Annotated in this window: 14 protein-coding genes; 7 read left to right on the top strand and 7 right to left on the bottom strand. The window is 73.6% G+C overall.

Translation table 11 applies throughout. The features are described from left to right. Window positions 1-49 precede the first annotated feature (49 nt). Window positions 50-928: a glucosamine kinase nucleotide-binding domain-containing protein gene (locus L7N97_RS00275; RefSeq protein ID WP_237476385.1), complete on the top strand. Its 879-nt coding sequence runs from the start codon at window positions 50-52 to the stop codon at window positions 926-928. An 86-nt stretch (window positions 929-1,014) separates the two neighbouring features. After that, complete coding sequence (gene queF / locus L7N97_RS00270; protein ID WP_237476384.1) at window positions 1,015-1,473, top strand: preQ(1) synthase; 459 nt, start codon at window positions 1,015-1,017, stop codon at window positions 1,471-1,473. On the opposite strand, the gene L7N97_RS00265 is transcribed toward queF, so the two are convergent. The 5 genes from L7N97_RS00265 to tpiA form a co-directional block, all read right to left on the bottom strand. Further along, on the bottom strand, window positions 1,455-2,402 hold the full coding sequence (locus L7N97_RS00265; RefSeq protein ID WP_237476383.1) for a lysophospholipid acyltransferase family protein: 948 nt from the start codon (window positions 2,400-2,402) through the stop codon (window positions 1,455-1,457). The two genes, queF and L7N97_RS00265, sit on opposite strands and share 19 nt — an antisense overlap. Before the next feature lie 53 nt (window positions 2,403-2,455). Beyond that, a complete protein-coding gene (kdsA, locus tag L7N97_RS00260; protein WP_237476382.1) occupies window positions 2,456-3,298 on the bottom strand; it encodes a 3-deoxy-8-phosphooctulonate synthase in 843 nt (280 codons plus the stop codon). Between the two features lie 73 nt (window positions 3,299-3,371). After that, window positions 3,372-5,000, bottom strand: coding sequence for a CTP synthase (gene pyrG / locus L7N97_RS00255; protein WP_237476381.1), 1,629 nt, complete (start codon window positions 4,998-5,000; stop codon window positions 3,372-3,374). Between the two features lie 159 nt (window positions 5,001-5,159). Further along, the gene (gene secG, locus L7N97_RS00250; protein ID WP_237476380.1) at window positions 5,160-5,567 is read right to left on the bottom strand and encodes a preprotein translocase subunit SecG; all 408 of its coding nucleotides are present in this window, start codon (window positions 5,565-5,567) and stop codon (window positions 5,160-5,162) included. A 124-nt stretch (window positions 5,568-5,691) separates the two neighbouring features. Beyond that, entirely contained in the window at window positions 5,692-6,447 is a 756-nt protein-coding gene (gene tpiA / locus L7N97_RS00245; protein WP_237476379.1) for a triose-phosphate isomerase, read from the bottom strand. 111 nt (window positions 6,448-6,558) lie between these two features. Here tpiA and L7N97_RS00240 point away from each other — a divergent pair, with 111 nt between their 5' ends. The 3 genes from L7N97_RS00240 to trpE all read left to right on the top strand — a co-directional run bounded on the left by L7N97_RS00240 (window position 6,559) and on the right by trpE (window position 11,741). Further along, window positions 6,559-8,187, top strand: coding sequence for an adenylate/guanylate cyclase domain-containing protein (locus L7N97_RS00240; protein WP_237476378.1), 1,629 nt, complete (start codon window positions 6,559-6,561; stop codon window positions 8,185-8,187). Window positions 8,188-8,301: 114 nt separating this feature from the next. Further along, on the top strand, window positions 8,302-10,209 hold the full coding sequence (locus L7N97_RS00235; protein ID WP_237476377.1) for a peptidylprolyl isomerase: 1,908 nt from the start codon (window positions 8,302-8,304) through the stop codon (window positions 10,207-10,209). Continuing rightward, the gene (gene trpE, locus L7N97_RS00230) at window positions 10,209-11,741 is read left to right on the top strand and encodes an anthranilate synthase component I (protein ID WP_237476376.1); all 1,533 of its coding nucleotides are present in this window, start codon (window positions 10,209-10,211) and stop codon (window positions 11,739-11,741) included. Before L7N97_RS00235 ends, trpE begins: the two co-directional genes overlap by 1 nt. Before the next feature lie 117 nt (window positions 11,742-11,858). Here trpE and L7N97_RS00225 read toward each other — a convergent pair whose 3' ends face one another. Both L7N97_RS00225 and L7N97_RS00220 read right to left on the bottom strand, forming a co-directional pair. Further along, window positions 11,859-12,152, bottom strand: coding sequence for a hypothetical protein (locus tag L7N97_RS00225; protein ID WP_237476375.1), 294 nt, complete (start codon window positions 12,150-12,152; stop codon window positions 11,859-11,861). Further along, the gene (locus L7N97_RS00220) at window positions 12,149-14,725 is read right to left on the bottom strand and encodes an HWE histidine kinase domain-containing protein (RefSeq protein WP_237476374.1); all 2,577 of its coding nucleotides are present in this window, start codon (window positions 14,723-14,725) and stop codon (window positions 12,149-12,151) included. Before L7N97_RS00220 ends, L7N97_RS00225 begins: the two co-directional genes overlap by 4 nt. A 157-nt stretch (window positions 14,726-14,882) precedes the next feature. On the opposite strand from L7N97_RS00220, the gene L7N97_RS00215 reads away from it, so the two are divergent. Next, a complete protein-coding gene (locus tag L7N97_RS00215; RefSeq protein WP_237476373.1) occupies window positions 14,883-15,506 on the top strand; it encodes an anthranilate synthase component II in 624 nt (207 codons plus the stop codon). Further along, complete coding sequence (gene trpD / locus L7N97_RS00210) at window positions 15,506-16,540, top strand: anthranilate phosphoribosyltransferase (RefSeq protein ID WP_237476372.1); 1,035 nt, start codon at window positions 15,506-15,508, stop codon at window positions 16,538-16,540. Before L7N97_RS00215 ends, trpD begins: the two co-directional genes overlap by 1 nt.

The raw sequence follows: 16,540 nt of genomic DNA, 5'->3' as shown, positions 1-16,540 counted from the left end.
GTCGCGCTATGGCCGGGCGACCTTGGAGGCGGCGGGAGCGGTGGCCGGGATGGAAGCGGAGGCCGGGGCCCTGGTCATGGGCATCGACGGCGGCGGCTCGACCTGCCGGGCGCGGCTGCGCGACGGCGCGGGCCGCCTGCTCGCCGAGGCCGTGGGCGGCAGCGCCAACGTGTACCTCGACTTCGCCGGCGCGCTCGGCGCCATCCGGGCCTGCGTCGCCTCGACGCTCGACCGCGCCGGGCTAGCGACTGGCGCCGGCCCGACCGTCCGGCTCGGCCTCGGGCTCGCCGGCGTCTCGTCCCCCGCCATCGCGGCCGAGGTCGCGGCGGCGCTGCCGGGCTTCGCCGCCGTCCGCGTGTCGAACGACGCCGTCACGGCCTGCCTCGGCGCCCACGGCGGCGCGGACGGCGGGCTCGTCATCGCCGGCACGGGCAGCGCCGGCCTGGCGCTGATCGGGGGGCGCGAAACCTTCGTGGGCGGCCGCGGCTTCGTGCTCGGCGACGACGGCTCGGGGGCGCGCATCGGCCTCGACGCGTGGCGCCGCGCGCTCCGCGCCCACGACGGCCTGGAGCCCCACACGGCCTTCACGCGGGGCCTCATGGCGCGGTTCGGCGACGACCCGGCTGCCGTCATCCGCTGGGGCCTCACGGCGCGCTCGGCCGACTTCGGCGCCGAGGCGCCCGCCTGCTTCGCGGCGGCGGCGGCGGGCGACGCCGTCGCGCTGTCGATCGTGCGCGGGGCCGCGGCCGCGCTGGCCGAGCTCGTCGCGGCGGTGCGGGCGCTCGGCGCCCCGCGGGTGGCGATGGTCGGCGGCGGCGCCGCGGCCGCGCGGCCCTACCTGCCGACCGCGGTCGCGGAGAACCTGTCTGAGCCGGTCGCCGACGCGCGCGACGGCGCCATCCTGCTGGCGGGCGGGCGCCTGCCCTGAGGCGCGGGGCGCTTGTGACGCGGGCGCCCCCGGCCTAACTCGACGGAGAAGGCCGAACCGTTGGCCGCCCCTCGCGCGAGTGCCCCTTGTCCGATCCCCTCACGCCGACGCTGCTCGGCCAATCCGTCGCCCAGCCCGCCTCGCCCGAGGAGGCGCGGCTCGACCGCGTGCCGAACCCGCATCCCGGCACGCTCTACCTCGCCCGCTTCACCGCGCCCGAGTTCACGTCGCTCTGCCCCGTCACGGCGCAGCCCGACTTCGCCCACATCGTCATCGACTACGTGCCGGACGGCTGGCTCGTCGAGTCCAAGTCGCTGAAGATGTATCTCACGTCCTTCCGCAACCACGGCGCCTTCCACGAGGACTGCACGGTGCGGATCGGCAAGGACCTGGCGGGCCTGCTGGAGCCGCGCTGGCTGCGGATCGGCGGCTACTGGTACCCGCGCGGCGGCATCCCGATCGACGTGTTCTTCCAGACCGGCGCCCCGCCGGAGGGCCTGTGGCTGCCCGACCAGGGCGTGCCGACCTACCGCGGCCGCGGCTGACGGCGCGGGGCGGCGAGCCGCGACGCGAGGGCGCTGCGGCCGCTCGCCATCCGCCGCTTGAGCGTCGCGATCGGCCTGACCGGGCGCGCCCCGGCCGCCTCGGCGCGGCCGGAACGCGCCGGGGCGAGCCCGTAGGTCAGGCCGCGGAGGTGGTCGGCGAGCCCCTGGCGGTCGAGCCCCGCCGGCAGGGTCGCGAAGGGCACGGGCCGCCCGACCGCGACCGGCATGGCCGTGCCGATGCGGCACCTCACCTCGCGGAAGATCAGCGACAGGCGCAGCGCCGGGCTCAGGTGGCTCGCGATCTGGAACAGGCGGCTGTTCTGCCCCTCGAAGCAGATCGGCACCACGGTGGCGCGCGAGCGCTGCACGAGCTGGCCCGTGAAGGGCTGCCAGGGCGCGTCGACGGCGCGGTGGCGGCCGAGCCGGTCCGGCGCGGTCGAGATGCCGCCGGCCGGGAACACCACCACGCAGCCGCCTGCGTCGAGGTGGCGGCGGGCGGCGGCGCGCGAGGCGACGTTGGTCCGCGTGGCCTCGTCGGTCGGCGCGAAGTCGATCGGCAGCACGTGGGCGGCGATCTCGGGCGCGCGCAGCAGCACCGCGTTGGTGAGCACCAGGAAATCCGAGCGCACCTGCCCGACCAGCCAGGAGACGACGATGCCGTCGAGCACGCCGTAGGGGTGGTTCGCCACGACCACGACCGGCCCCGTGCGCGGCATGGCGTCGAGCGCCGCGCGATCGAAGCGCACGTCGAGCCTGAGGCTCCGCACCGCGGCGGCGAAGAAGCTTTCCCCCGCCACGCCGTGGTGCCGGTTGTGCAAGTAGAGCCGGCGCAGCTCGCGCTGGCCCGTGGCGGCCTCGACGAGGCGGATCAGCCCACGCTTCACGGCCGGCATCGCGTCGTCGGCGTAGCTGAAGTTCGGCTCGCTCATGGGGTTTCGGGTAGCAGGCCCGCGTGAAGCCGCGATGACGGCCGGCCGCGGGCTCAGAGCGCCTTGGCGAGCCGGTCGAAGCGCTGCAGCGTCGCCACCAGGGCCTCCATCTCGCCGAGCGGCACCATGTTGGGGCCGTCCGACGGCGCCGAGGCGGGGTCTTGGTGCGTCTCGATGAAGACGGCCGCGACACCCACCGCAACGGCGGCGCGCGCCAGAACGGGCACGAACTCGCGCTGGCCGCCGGAGGTCTTGCCCTGGCCGCCCGGCTGCTGGACCGAATGCGTGGCGTCGAACACCACCGGCGCGCCCGTCGCGGCCAGCACCGGCAGGGCCCGCATGTCCGACACCAGGGTGTTGTAGCCGAAGGAGGCGCCGCGCTCCGTCACGAGCACGTCGCCGCCGCCGCCGCGGGCCAGCTTGTCGACGACGTTGCCCATGTCCCACGGCGCCAGGAACTGGCCCTTCTTGACGTTGACGGCGCGGCCGGTCGCCGCGGCGGCGAGCAGGAGGTCGGTCTGCCGGCACAGGAAGGCGGGGATCTGCAGCACGTCGACCACCTCGGCCACGGGCGCGCATTGGGCGGCGTCGTGCACGTCGGTCAGCACCGGCAGGCCGGTGGCGGCCTTCACGGCGGCGAAGACCTCCAGCGCTGCGTCGAGGCCGATGCCGCGCGCGCTGTCGGCCGAGGAGCGGTTGGCCTTGTCGAAGGACGACTTGTAGACGAGGCCGATGCCGAGCCGCTCCGCGATGCCGGCCAGCGCCTCGGCGGTGCGCAGCGCGTGGTCGCGGTTCTCCATGGCGCAGGGGCCCGCGATCAGCGCCAGCGGCAGGCCGTTGCCGAACCGCACCGCGCGGGCGCCCCGGCCCACCAACACTTCGCCGTTCACCGCCATGCCGTCGTCCCCCGTCTCGGCCCACCGCATGGCATGCGGCGGGCCCGAAGGCCAGCCTGCCCGCCGTTCGCCGTCACACCAGCCGCGACTGCGTCAGCGCCGCCGCCACGAAACTCGCGAAGAGCGGGTGCGGCTCGAAGGGCCGCGACTTCAGCTCGGGATGGTACTGCACGCCGATGAACCAGGGATGGTCGGCGAGCTCCACCGTCTCGGGCAGCAGCCCGTCCGGCGACAGGCCGGAGAACACCATGCCGCTCGCCTCCAGCTTCTCGCGGTAGTCGGTGTTGACCTCGTAGCGGTGGCGGTGGCGCTCGCTGATCTCCGTGTCGCCGTAGATGGCGGCGATGCGCGTGCCCTTCTTCAGGGTCGTCGCGTAGGCGCCGAGCCGCATGGTGCCGCCGAGGTCGCCGTCGTGCAGGCGCTGCTCCAGGGCGTTGCCGCGCATCCACTCGGTCAGGAGGCCCACCACGGGCTCGTCGGTGGGGCCGAACTCGGTGGAGTTCGCGGCCGGAACGCCGGCCAGCGACCGCGCGGCCTCGATCACCGCCATCTGCATGCCGAAGCAGATGCCGAAATACGGCACGCGGCGCTCGCGCGCGAAGCGGGCCGCGGCGATCTTGCCCTCGGCGCCGCGCTGGCCGAAGCCGCCCGGCACGAGGATCGCGTGGACGTCCTCGAGCTGCGTCGCGGGCTCGTCGCCCTCGAACACCTCGGACTCGATCCAGTCGAGCCGGACCTTGACGCGGTTGGCGAGGCCGCCGTGCATGAGCGCCTCGATGAGGGATTTATAGGCGTCCTTCATGCCCGTGTACTTGCCGACGACCGCGATGCGGACCTCGCCCTCGGGGTTCAGCGCCCGCTCGGTCACGGCGTTCCAGCGCGTCATGTCGGGCTTGGGCGCCGGCGCGATGTCGAAGGCGGCCAGCAGCGCGCGGTCGAGCCCCGCCTCATGATAGGCGCGCGGCACGTCGTAGATGGAGGCGACGTCGCGCGCCTCGATGACGGCGTCCTCGCGCACGTTGCAGAACAGGCCGAGCTTGCGGCGCTCCTCGACCGGGATCGGCCGGTCGGAGCGGCAGAGCAGGATGTCGGGCTGGATGCCGATCGAGCGCAGCTCCTTCACGGAATGCTGCGTCGGCTTGGTCTTCAGCTCGCCCGCCGTCGGGATGTAGGGCAGCAGCGTCAGGTGCACGTAGACGGCGTGGCCGCGCGGCAGGTCGTTGCCGAGCTGGCGGATGGCCTCGAAGAAGGGCAGCCCCTCGATGTCGCCCACCGTGCCGCCGATCTCGACCAGCACGAAGTCGATGTCGTCGTTGCCCTCCAGCACGAAGTCCTTGATGTGGTTCGTGACGTGCGGGATCACCTGCACGGTGGCGCCCAGGAAGTCGCCGCGCCGCTCCTTGGCGATGATGTCCTGGTAGATCTGCCCCGTGGTGATGTTGTCGGCCCGCGTGGCCGGGCGCCCGGTGAAGCGCTCGTAGTGGCCGAGGTCGAGGTCGGTCTCGGCGCCGTCGTCGGTCACGAAGACCTCGCCGTGCTGGTAGGGGCTCATCGTGCCGGGGTCGACGTTGAGGTAGGGGTCGAGCTTGCGCAAGCGCACCGTGTAGCCGCGCGCCTGCAGCAGCGCACCCAGCGCCGCCGAGGCCAGGCCCTTGCCCAGCGACGACACCACGCCGCCGGTGATGAAGACGTAGCGTGCCATCGGTTCAAACACCTGTTCCAAAGCGGAGCGTCGCGGCGGCGGGGGCTGCCGCCACGGTTCGTCCGTCCTGCCGATCGCCGACCCGGAAAGCCGGCGCCATGAAAACGAGGAAGGGGCGGCCTCGCCGGCCGCCCCTCCGATCCTGTCAGGCCGTCGCCGTCACTGCGACTTCGGCACCTCGGGCTGGGCCGGCGCCGCCGGCGCCGCGCCGGACTTCCGCTTCTCGAGGTCGTTCAACTGGTCCAGCAGGGTCGCGCCGGGCTGCACCGGCACCGCGCCGGGCGGCACCGCGCCGGCCGGGGCCGTGCCGCTCGCCGCGGGCGTGTCGAGCAGCGACTTAGGCGCGCGGTTGTAGTGAGCCAGCAGCGTCAGGGCGAGGCTGGTCACGAAGAACAGCGTGCCGAGGATCGCGGTGGCGCGCGTCAGCGCATTGGCCTGGCCGCGGCCCGTCATGAAGCCGCCGCCGCCGCCGACCCCGAGGGCGCCACCCTCGGACCGCTGCAGCAGCACGGTGGCCACGAGCGCGATCACGATCATCAGGTGGAACACGATCAGGACGGTTTGCATCGATGGCACTCGGGGGGCGGCCGGCTGGCGCGCGCGGCGGGTCGAAGGGGTCCGGCTCCCCATACACCATGGGTCGGACGATGCAAAACCCGTGGCGGGCGCGGGCCTCGGCGGTGATTTCGCTTCAGCGCTTGGCTTCGACGATGGCGAGGAACTCGTCCGCCGTCAGGCTCGCGCCGCCGACCAGCACGCCGTCGACGTCCGCGATCCCCATCACCTCGGCGGCGTTGTCGGGCTTGACCGAGCCGCCGTAGAGGAGCCGCACGCCGGCCCCCTCGGGGCCGAGCAGCGAGGCGAGCCGCCGCCGCATGAAGGCGTGCACCTCGCCGATGGCCTCGGGGGAGGGCACGAGGCCGGTGCCGATGGCCCACACGGGCTCGTAGGCCAGCGCCAGCCCGGCCGCCCGGGCGCCGGGCGGCACCGATTCGTCGATCTGCCGGCCAATCACCCGCAGCGTCTCGCCGCGGTCGTGCTCGGCGCGGGTTTCGCCGACGCAGAGCACCGCCATCAGCCCCGCCCGCGCGGCCGCCTCGGCCTTGGCGCGGACGGTCTCGTCGGTCTCGCCGTGGTTGGCGCGCCGCTCGGAATGGCCGACGATCACGGCGCCCGCGCCGGCGTCGCGCAGCATCTCGGCCGACACGTCGCCGGTGGCGGCGCCGGACGGCTGCGGGTCGCAGTCCTGTCCGCCGATCGTGAGGCCCGTCCCGGCGCAGAGCTCGGCGGCCGCCATCACCAGCGTGAAGGGCGGGCAGACCAGGACGTCGGTGCCGCGCGTCCGCCCGGCCGTCACGGCGTCGCGCAGCGCGGCGATCTCGCCCAGCGACCCGCGCGTGCCGTGCATCTTCCAGTTGCCGGCGAGCAGGGGGCGCGGTCTGGCCATGGTCGGGTCCTGCCTGGAGCATTGAGGGGACGGCCCGCACGGGGTATCATCGCGGCGGCGGCTTGCAAAGTCCGGCGCGGCAGCGGCCGCAGAGCCCGCCGAGGAATGAGTTTGGTCGACCCAGAGGCCAACGCGACCGACGGCCGGGACACCGCCGCCGAGGCCCTTCCCCGGCTGCTGGCCGTCTTCGCGCGCGCCGAGTTCCAGGCGCCGGTCGAGGCCATCAGCGGCCTCGTGGCCCTGCTGGCCGAGGACTGGCCGGACGACCCCTCGCGCGGCGACCTCGACAAGCTCGCCGCCGCGGCGTCGCGGCTCGACGGCATGGTCCGCGCCCTGCTCGACCCCTCGGCCACAGAAGGGCTGATGCAGGGGCGGGACGCCGCGGCCGCCTCGAGCCACCTCCGCCACGAGCTGCGCACGCCCATCACCGCGATCCTCGGCTACGGCGAGCTGCTGGCCGAGGAGATCGAGGCCGTGCCCGACAACGCGCAGACCGGCATCATCGGCGACGTGCTGGACGCCGCGCGCCGCCTGCTGGCGCAGATCGACGCCATGGTGGAGTTCATGCGGCTCGAAGCCCAGGGCCGGGGCGAGGAGGCGCAGCGCCTGCTCGACGCCGACGCGGCCCTGCACGAGCCCATGGAGGCGATCCGCTCCGTGCTGAAGGAACCGGCCGTCACGGGGCCGCGCGCGCTCGGCCGCGTGCTCGTGGTCGACGACAACGCCTCGACGCTCGACCTCCTGTCGCGCCGGCTCCGGCGCGACGGCCACGAGGTGACGAGCTGCGACAACGGCGAGGGCGCGCTGGAGCTGCTCGCCGGCACCGACTTCGACCTCGTGCTGCTCGACCTCCTCATGCCTGGCCTCAGCGGCATCGAGGTGCTGCACCGCATCAAGAACGCGCCCGAGACCGCGGCGCTGCCCGTCATCATCGTGTCGGCGCTCGACGAGATCGAGAGCGCGGTGCACTGCATCGAGTCGGGCGCCGACGACTACCTGACGAAGCCCATCAACCCCGTGCTGCTGCGCGCCCGCATGACGGCCTCGCTGGAGCGCAAGTTCCTGCGCGACCGCGACCAGGCCACCACGCAGAAGCTGCGCCACGAGCAGGAACGCTCGGAGGGGCTGCTGCTCAACGTGCTGCCGCGCAGCGTGGTGGAGCGCTTCCGCAACGGGGAATCGGTGATCGCCGACAGCTTCGCCTGCGCCACCATCCTGTTCAGCGACCTCGTCGACTTCACCCAGACCACCGCGACCCTGCCGCCCGACGTGGTGCTGGAGCTGCTCAACGGCATCTTCTCGCGCTTCGACCGGCTCACCGCCGAGCACGGGCTGGAGAAGATCAAGACGATCGGCGACGCCTACATGGCGGCGGGCGGCCTGCCCGAGGCCTGCCGCGACCATGCCGCGCGGGCCGCCGCCATGGCGCTGCGCATGCCCGCCGAGGTCGCGGCGGCGAGCCGGGCGCTGGGGCAGGACCTCCGCATCCGCATCGGCCTGCACACCGGGCCCGTGGCGGCCGGCATCATCGGCAAGGACAAGTTCATCTACGACGTGTGGGGCGACACGGTGAACGTCGCGAGCCGCATGGAGGCGCTCGGCGAGCCCGGCCGAGTCCATGTCACGGGCGAAACGCTGGCGGCGCTCGGCGGCCGGTTCGGCGCCGAGGCGCGGACGCCCGTGCAGGTGAAGGGGCGCGGGGTGATGTCGACGTATCTCCTCGATGCGCTGCCGGACTGAGCAGCGGGGGAGTGCGGGCGGAGCCGCCCCGCGTTGCGCTCCCCCGCCGCCGTCTATAGACCTGCGCCCCATCGCGCACCCCCGCGCCGCCCCCATCCGCGAGACCCATCCCCCATGCTCGGAGGCATCCGCGCCGCACAATCGACCTGGATCGGCAAGGCGCTGACCACGCTCGTCTTCGGCGTCATCCTGATCGCCTTCGTGATCTGGGGCATCGGCGACCCGTTCCGCGGCGGCAGCGCCAACGCCGTGGCGCAGGTGGGCGACGTCACCATCACCACGGCGGCCTACCGCCAGGCCTATCAGGCCGACCTCCGGCAGTTCCAGCAGCGCGCGCGCCGCGCGGTCACCAACGAGGAGGCGCACCGCCTCGGCCTCGACGTGCGCGTGCTGTCGCGGATGATGTCCAACGCCGCGCTCGACGACCGCGCCCAGTCCATGGGCCTCGCCATCTCGGACCGGCAGATCGCCAAGGGCATCCTGGCCGATCCGAACTTCGCGGCGCCCGGCGGCGGCTTCGACAAGGCCCGCTTCGACGAGCTCCTGCGCGAGAACGGCCTGTCGGAGACGGGCTTCATCCGCGAGCAGCGCGGCGACTACCTGCGCCGGGAGCTGGTGGAGGCGCTGATCGGCGGCATCGAGGCGCCGACGGCGGCCGTCGACGCGCTCCACCGCTACGAGGACGAGACGCGCAGCCTCGACCTCGTCGGCCTGCCGGCCGCCGCGGCCGGCCCGGTGCCGCCGCCGGACGAGGCGGCGCTGCGCGCCTACTACGACGCCCACAGGCAGGCCTTCGCGGCCCCGCAGTACCGCAAGCTCGTCGTGCTGGCCGTGACGCCCGCGACGCAGGCCAAGCCCGGCGACGTGTCGGACGCCGACGCGCAGGCGGTCTACGACCGCGACAAGGCGGCGCGCTTCTCGACGCCCGAGACGCGCCACGTGAACCAGGTCGTGTTCCCGACCGAGGAGGCCGCCGCGGCCTTCGTGCGGCGGGTGCGCGCCGGCGAGCCCTTCGCCGACGCGGTCAAGGCCGACGGGCTCGGCGACAAGCTCGTCGACCTCGGCACGGTGACGCGCGACGCGATCTTCGATCGCGCGGTGGCGGACGCCGCCTTCGGCCTGCCCGGCGTCGGCGTGACCGACCCCGTGCACGGCACGTTCGGCACGGTGGTGGCCGAGGTCGACGCCGTCGCGCCCGGGACGGTGAAGCCCTTCGCCGAGGTGGCGCCCGCCCTCAAGGACGAGATCGCGACGCAGCGCGCGAAATCTTCGGTCGCGTCGCTGCACGACCGCATCGAGGACGCCCGCTCCTCCGGCAAGACGCTGGCCGACGCCGCGGCCGCGGTCGGGCTCCAGGTGCGCACGGTCGACGCCGTCGACGCCGCCGGCCAGGGCCGCGACGGCAAGCCGGTCGAGGGGCTCGTGGATGCGCGCGACCTGCTGAAGGCCGCCTTCGCGTCCGACGTCGGCGTCGACAACGACACGCTGTCGACGCCGGGCGGCGGATACGAGTGGTTCGAGGTGGCGGGCGTCGACCAGGCCCGGCCGCTGAGCTTCGACGAGGCGAAAGCGAAGGTCGCGGCGGTGTGGACCGAGGAGGAGACCTCGCGGCGGCTCGACGCCAAGGCGGCCGAACTCGTGCGCGACATCGACGCCGGCACCACGACGGTCGAGGCCGCCGCGGCCTCGCTCGGCCTCCAGGTGCAGCACGTCGGCGACGCCAAGCGCGCGGGCGCGACCGGCCTGCCCCAGATCGTGGCCGCCAAGGCCTTCGACGTGGCGGTGGGCCGCGCCGGTTCGGCGCCGACGGGGCCGAACGCGCGCACGCTGTTCAAGGTGCTCGACAGCGTGACGCCGCCCCTCGATCCGGACAGCGACGCCGGCAAGCAGCTGGCGCAGCGCTACGGCACGGCGCTTCAGGACGCGACGATCAACGACTACCTCGGCACGCTCGGCGCCAAGCTCGGCACCAAGGTGAACCAGGCCGCCGTGCAGCAGGCCACCTCCGGGGCGAACTACTGATGGCGCAGCACGGCTCGACGCATCTCGGCTTCGACGCCCTCCCGGCCGCCTACGAGGCCGGCCGCGCCACCGTGGTGTGGTCGGCGCTGGTCGCTGACCTCGAGACACCGGTCTCGGCCTACCTCAAGCTCGCCGCGGCGCGGGCCGGCAACCTGTTCCTGCTCGAATCCGTCGAGGGCAACGCCGCGCGCGGCCGCTACTCGATGATCGGTCTCGACCCGGACGCGGTGTGGCGCTGCACGGGACCGCGCGCCGAGCTGAACCGCGACGCCCTCACCGACGCCGACGCCTTCCGCCCGGTGGACGGCGCGCCGCTCGACGCGCTGCGGTCCTTCCTCGCCGAATCGGCGATCCCGATGCCGGCCGGCCTTCCGCCCATGTCGGCAGGGGTGTTCGGCTACCTCGGCTATGACATGGTGCGACACATGGAGCGGCTGGCGCCCGCCAAGCCCGACCCGATCGGCGTGCCCGAGGCAACCCTGATCCGCCCGACCGTCATGGTGGTGTTCGACTCCGTCCGGGACGAGATGATCGTGGTGACGCCCGTGCGCCCGCGGCCGGGCGTCACGGCGTTGCAGGCCGCCGAGGCCGCTGCGGCGCGGCTCGACCGCGTCATCGGCGAGCTCGAGGCGCCGCTCGCCCACCCGAGCGCGCCGGCCGACCCGCTGATGCTGGCCGAGCGCCCGACCTCGAACACGCCCGCGGCCGACTACCTCCGCATGGTCGCGCGCGCGCAGGAGTACATCCGCGCCGGCGACGTGTTCCAGGTGGTGCTGTCGCAGCGCTTCTCCGGGCCCTTCGCGTTGCCGCCCTTCGCGCTCTACCGCGCGCTGCGCCGCATCAACCCGGCGCCCTACCTCAGCTTCCTCGACTTCGGCGCCTTCCAGATCTGCTGCTCGTCGCCGGAGATCCTCGTGCGCGTGCGCGACGGCGCCGTCACGGTGCGGCCCATCGCCGGGACGCGGCGACGCGGCGCCACGCCGGCCGAGGACGAGGCGCTGGCGGCCGAGCTGCTGGCCGACCCGAAGGAGTGTTCCGAACACCTGATGCTGCTCGACCTCGGCCGCAACGACGCCGGCCGCGTGTCGGAGATCGGCTCGGTGACGGTGACGGACCGCTTCTTCATCGAGCGCTACAGCCACGTCATGCACATCGTGTCCAACGTCGAGGGGCGGCTGCGGCCGGACCGCGACATCATCGACGCGCTGGCGGCGGGCTTCCCGGCCGGCACCGTGTCGGGCGCCCCCAAGGTGCGGGCGATGGAGATCATCGACGAGCTGGAGCGCGACAAGCGCGGCATCTACGCCGGCTGCATCGGCTATTTCGGCGCGGACGGCACCATGGACACCTGCATCGTGCTGCGCACCTCCGTGATCAAGGATGGCACGATGCACATCCAGTCGGGCGCCGGCATCGTCTTCGACTCGGTGCCGGAATCCGAGAACCAGGAATGCGCCAACAAGGCGGAAGCGCTGGTGCGTGCCGCCGAGGAGGCCGTGCGCTTCGCCAGCGCCGGGGCACGAGGGCAGTGACGGACGGTTTTCGAAAGGGCCTCGGCCCTTTCGCGGGTTTCAGGGCAGAGTCCTGAACAGGCTCTCGGGGCTCCGCCCCGGACCTCGCCGAGGGCCGGAAGTCTCCGGGAGCCCCGTTCAGCCGAGCAGCGCGGCGGCGATCTCGTCCCACTCGGCGTCGAGGGCCGCCGTGGACGACGGCCGCCCGGCGCGCCGGTACCAGTAGTGCGCGTTGCCGGCGTCGCCCTCCAGCCGGTGTAGGTGGGCGTGGACCCAGGCAGCCTCGCGGCCGTCCTCGTCGGCCTGGACGATCGCGTGCGCCCGCTCCCAGTCGCCGCGGCGCGTCCACCATAGCGCCTGGAGCGCCGGCGCGAGCGAGGCCGGCGGCGCCGGGTCGGCCGCGGCCGAGCGCGCGAGCTCCGCCGGGGTCACGCCGCCTCCAGGGCCTGCGCGGCCTGCACGCCGCCGAGCGCGAGCCGGAGCGCCGCCCCGTCGTAGGGCTTCGACACCACCGGGACGCCGCGGAAGCGCTCCGGCATGACGATGCTCTCGCCATAGCCGGTGGCGAAGACGAAGGGCATCCGCAGCGAGAACAGCCTGTCGGCGACGCCGAAGCTCGTCTCGCCCGACAGGTTCACGTCGAGCACCGCGACGTCGAAGCTGTCGACGGTGAGCAGCCGCTCCGCGTCCGCGATGGTGCCCGCCACCTCGACGTCGAGCCCTTCCTCGGCCAGCATGGCCTGGGCGTCGAGAGCGATCATCATGCTGTCCTCGACGAGGAGCAGCCGCTTGGCGTCGAGCGTGATCGGCTCGACGGGCTGCGACGGCGCGTCCTCCTCGACCTCCTGAAGGTCGCCGATGTGCAGCGCCGGGATGCGGAACGTCCCGTGGACGCCCTGGGTGAGGTACTGCACCTGCGACTCGCCGCGCAGCTCGAACGGCACGGTCTGCTCCACGATGACGCTGCCGAAGCCTCGCCGCTGCGGCGGCTTCACCGGCGGGCCGCCGAGCTCCCGCCATTCGATGCGCAGATCCCCGGAGGCTTCGCGGGACCACGTCACCGTCAGCCGCCCCGAGGGCTGGCTCAGCGCGCCGTATTTGGCGGCGTTGGTCATCAGCTCGTGGAACACCAGCGCCAGGGCCTGGTAGGCGCGGGAATCCAGCGTCACCCCCGGCCCGACCAGCGCCACGCGGTCGGGCGAATGCGTCCAGGCGCGCGCCTCGGCCTCGAGGAGGCGGCGGAACGGCGCCTTGGCCCAGCCGGTCTGGGTGAGCTGGTCGTGGGCCAGCGCCAGCGCGCGGATGCGGTGTTCGAGGTCGCCGGCGAAGCCCTCCATCGACACGGCGTTCTGGCGGCTCTGGCGCACCAGCGAGCGGATCAGCGCCAGGATGTTCTTCACCCGGTGGTTCAGCTCCGCCACCAGGATGGCCTGGCTTTCCTGCGCGGCCCGCCGCTCGTTGTTGACGATGTCGGCCCGGGTGAGGATCACCTCGAGCAGCGAGATCCGCAGCGTTTCGGCGATCTGAACCTCGGCCGGCCGCCACGGCAGCGACTGGCCGTGCACGACCTCCTTCCAGGCGTCGAAGCTCTTGCGCGGCCCGATGCGGGCCCCGCCGTTCTCGATCACCACGGGCTTGTTGGGGTCGCCGCCCCAGGTCACCGTCTGGGCGACCTCGCGGCGGAAGAAGATGAGATACTCGCGCGGCGTGCGCGAGAAGGGGATGCACAGGACGCCGCTTGCCTCCGCGGTGTAGGCGGCGGCCGACGGCAGCTCGCGCGCGAGCGCGCCCGTGGCGTAGGGCGCGTGGGTGTCGCGCTCGCCGAGATGGCGGATCAGGTCCGGCATGGCCTCGATCGGGGGCACCGAACCCACCCCCTTGAAGCCGTGCTCCGACCAGACGCCGAAGCCGTCGCAGGGGATCATGGCCTTGACGGCGTCCTCGAAGCGCCCGGGCTCGTCGAAGATCGACACCTGGGCCGACATGGCCCCCATCAGCCGGTCGTGGGCGCGGCGGAGTTCCTCCACGAGCAGGAGCTCGCGCGCCTGCTCCTTGGCCTCGATCTGCAGCGAGAAGATCTGCCCGAAGAGTTCTGCCGCCGCGCAGGTTGAGGACGAGATGCGGCGCGGCGAGGAATGGTGGCAGGCGATGAGGCCCCACAGCGCGTCGCCCGCCATCAGCGAGATGGTCAGCGTCGCGTGGCTGTCCATGTTGCGGAGATATTCGATATGCACCGGCGACACGCTGCGCAGCGTCGCGAGGCTGAGGTCGGCGTCGGCCGTCGTCCCGGAGGCGGCCAGGAGCGGGACGGGCTCGTAGGCGACGTCGGGGATCAGGCGCAGCCATTGCCGGCGGTACAGGGCGCGGGCCTGGGCGGGGATGTCGGAGGTCGGGTAGCGCAGACCCAGGAAGGGCGGCAGGCCGGAGCGCAGCGCCTCGGCCTTCACCTCGCCCGAGCCGTCGGGCAGGAACTTGTACACCATCACGCGGTCGAAGCCCGTGACGGCGCGGACCTGGTTGGCGGCGAGCTGCAGGAAGCGCTCCAGCGTGGGGGCGCGCTTCAGGCGGCCCACCATGCTCTTGACGAGCGTGATCGGGTCGGTGGCGAGCGTGTCGGCGCCCCGGCGCGGCACGATCTCGACGACCGCGTTGGAGGCCGACATGTGCACGGTGATGTCGTAGCGCTCGGGCCCGCCGTCGATCGGCTGGTCGAGCAGCCGCTCCGCCCCGCCGGACACCATGGAGGCCTGGAGCACGTTGCGCAGGTCGTGCAGCGTCTTGCCGGGCAGGATCGTGTCGAGCGTGGCGTCGAGCATGGATGCGGCGTCGCGCCCGAGAAACGCGCCGGCGTTGGCCGACACCGCCCGCACGACCCAGGACGGCAATGCGCAGAACAGCAGGCAGCCATGGGGCTGGATCGCGCCCGGCATGTGGATGCGCTCGCGCTCGCAGGCCGACAGGTCGGGCATCGGGGGAGCGGCGGTCGGCGTCTCGGAGGCGTCCATGATGTCCCGTGGGGCGGCACCGCTGGTGCGTGCGCCGACGATATAGCCTGTTTCCGACTCGGTGCCAAAGCGGGGCGCGACCGGCGACGGGCGGCCTCGCCTTGACGGCAGAGGCGAGCCGCTTACAAGCGGGACCAGCATGAAAGGGCGCCTCCCCGTGCCGACAGTCACACTCGTCGACAACTACGACAGCTTCACCTGGAACCTGTTCCACGACCTCGGCGCGCTCGGCGCCGACGTGACGGTGGTGCGCAACGACGACCTGTCGGCCGCCGAGATCCTCCGGTCCCGCCCGGACGCCATCGTGCTGTCGCCCGGCCCCTGCACGCCGCGCGAGGCGGGCGTGTGCTGCGACCTTCTGCGCGAGGCCGGCACGGAGGTCCCCGTGCTCGGCGTGTGCCTCGGCCATCAGGCGATCGGCGACGTGTTCGGCGGCGACGTGGTGCGCGCCGCCGTGCCCATGCACGGCAAGGTGTCCACCGTCGACCACGCCGGGCGGGGCGTGTTCCGCGGCATCAACGGCGCCTTCAAGGCGACGCGCTACCATTCGCTGGTGGTCGACGAGGCGACGCTGCCTTCGGACCTCGAGGTGACGGCCCGCTCCGAGGACGGCGCCATCATGGGCCTGTCCCACCGCGACAGGCCCGTCCACGGCGTGCAGTTCCACCCCGAGTCGATCGCCTCCGAGAACGGCCGCGTCATCCTCAAGAACTTCCTCGACATCGCCGAGGCCTGGAACGCCGCGCATCCCCGGCGCGAGCCCGCCGGGGCCGCCCGCTGATGGACGGGTTCAAGCCGCTGCTGGGCAAGGTCGCGACCGGAGCCGCGCTGACCCGCGCCGAGGCCGAGGCCGCCTTCGACCACCTCCTGTCCGGCGAGGTCACACCCGCCCAGGCCGGCGCCTTCCTCATGGGGCTGCGCGTGCGCGGCGAGGCCGTGGACGAGATCACCGGCGCGGTCGCGGCCATGCGGCGGCGCATGCTGCCTGTGCGGGCGCCGGAGGGCGCAGTGGACATCGTCGGCACGGGCGGCGATGGTTCGGGCTCCTACAACGTGTCGACGCTGGCCGCGATCATCGTGGCGGCCTGCGGCGTGCCGGTCGCCAAGCACGGCAACCGCGCCGCCTCGTCGCGCTCGGGCGCGTCCGACGTGCTGTCGGCGCTGGGCGTCGAGGTCGGCGGCCCGCCCGCCGCCGTGGAGCACTGCTTGGCCGAGGCCGGCATCGGCTTCATGATGGCTTCCGCCCACCACGCCGCCATGCGCCACGTCGCGGCGGCGCGCGTCGAGCTCGGCACCCGCACGATCTTCAACCTGCTCGGCCCCCTGTCGAACCCCGCCGGCGTGCGCCGCCAACTGCTCGGGGTCTTCTCGCGCGCCTGGCTGGAGCCGCTGGCCGAGGTGCTGCGCATCCTCGGCGCCGAGCGCGTCTGGGTGGTGCACGGCTCGGACGGGCTCGACGAGATGACCATCACCGGGCCGACCGGCGTGGCCGAGCTGCGGGACGGCGCCGTTCGCATGTTCGAGGTGACGCCCGAGGACGCCGGCCTCGCGCGGGGCAGGGCGGACGACCTGCGCGGCGGCGACCCCGCCCACAACGCCCTCGCGCTCACGGCCGTTCTCGGCGGCGCCCGCACGCCCTACCGCGACATCGCCGTGTTGAACGCCGCCGGCGCCCTCGTGGTGGCGGGCCGCGCCGACACGCTGCGCGACGGCGCTGCCCTCGCCGCCCGCGCGCTCGACGACGGGCGCGCCGCCGACACGCTCCGGCGCCTCGTCGCGGCGTCGAACGCCGTCCCCGCCGCTCGGAGCGCCTGA

Source organism: Lichenibacterium dinghuense, assembly GCF_021730615.1.
In the GTDB taxonomy this organism is placed as follows: domain Bacteria; phylum Pseudomonadota; class Alphaproteobacteria; order Rhizobiales; family Beijerinckiaceae; genus Lichenihabitans; species Lichenihabitans dinghuensis.
This window is presented reverse-complemented; position numbering and strand designations above follow the sequence as displayed.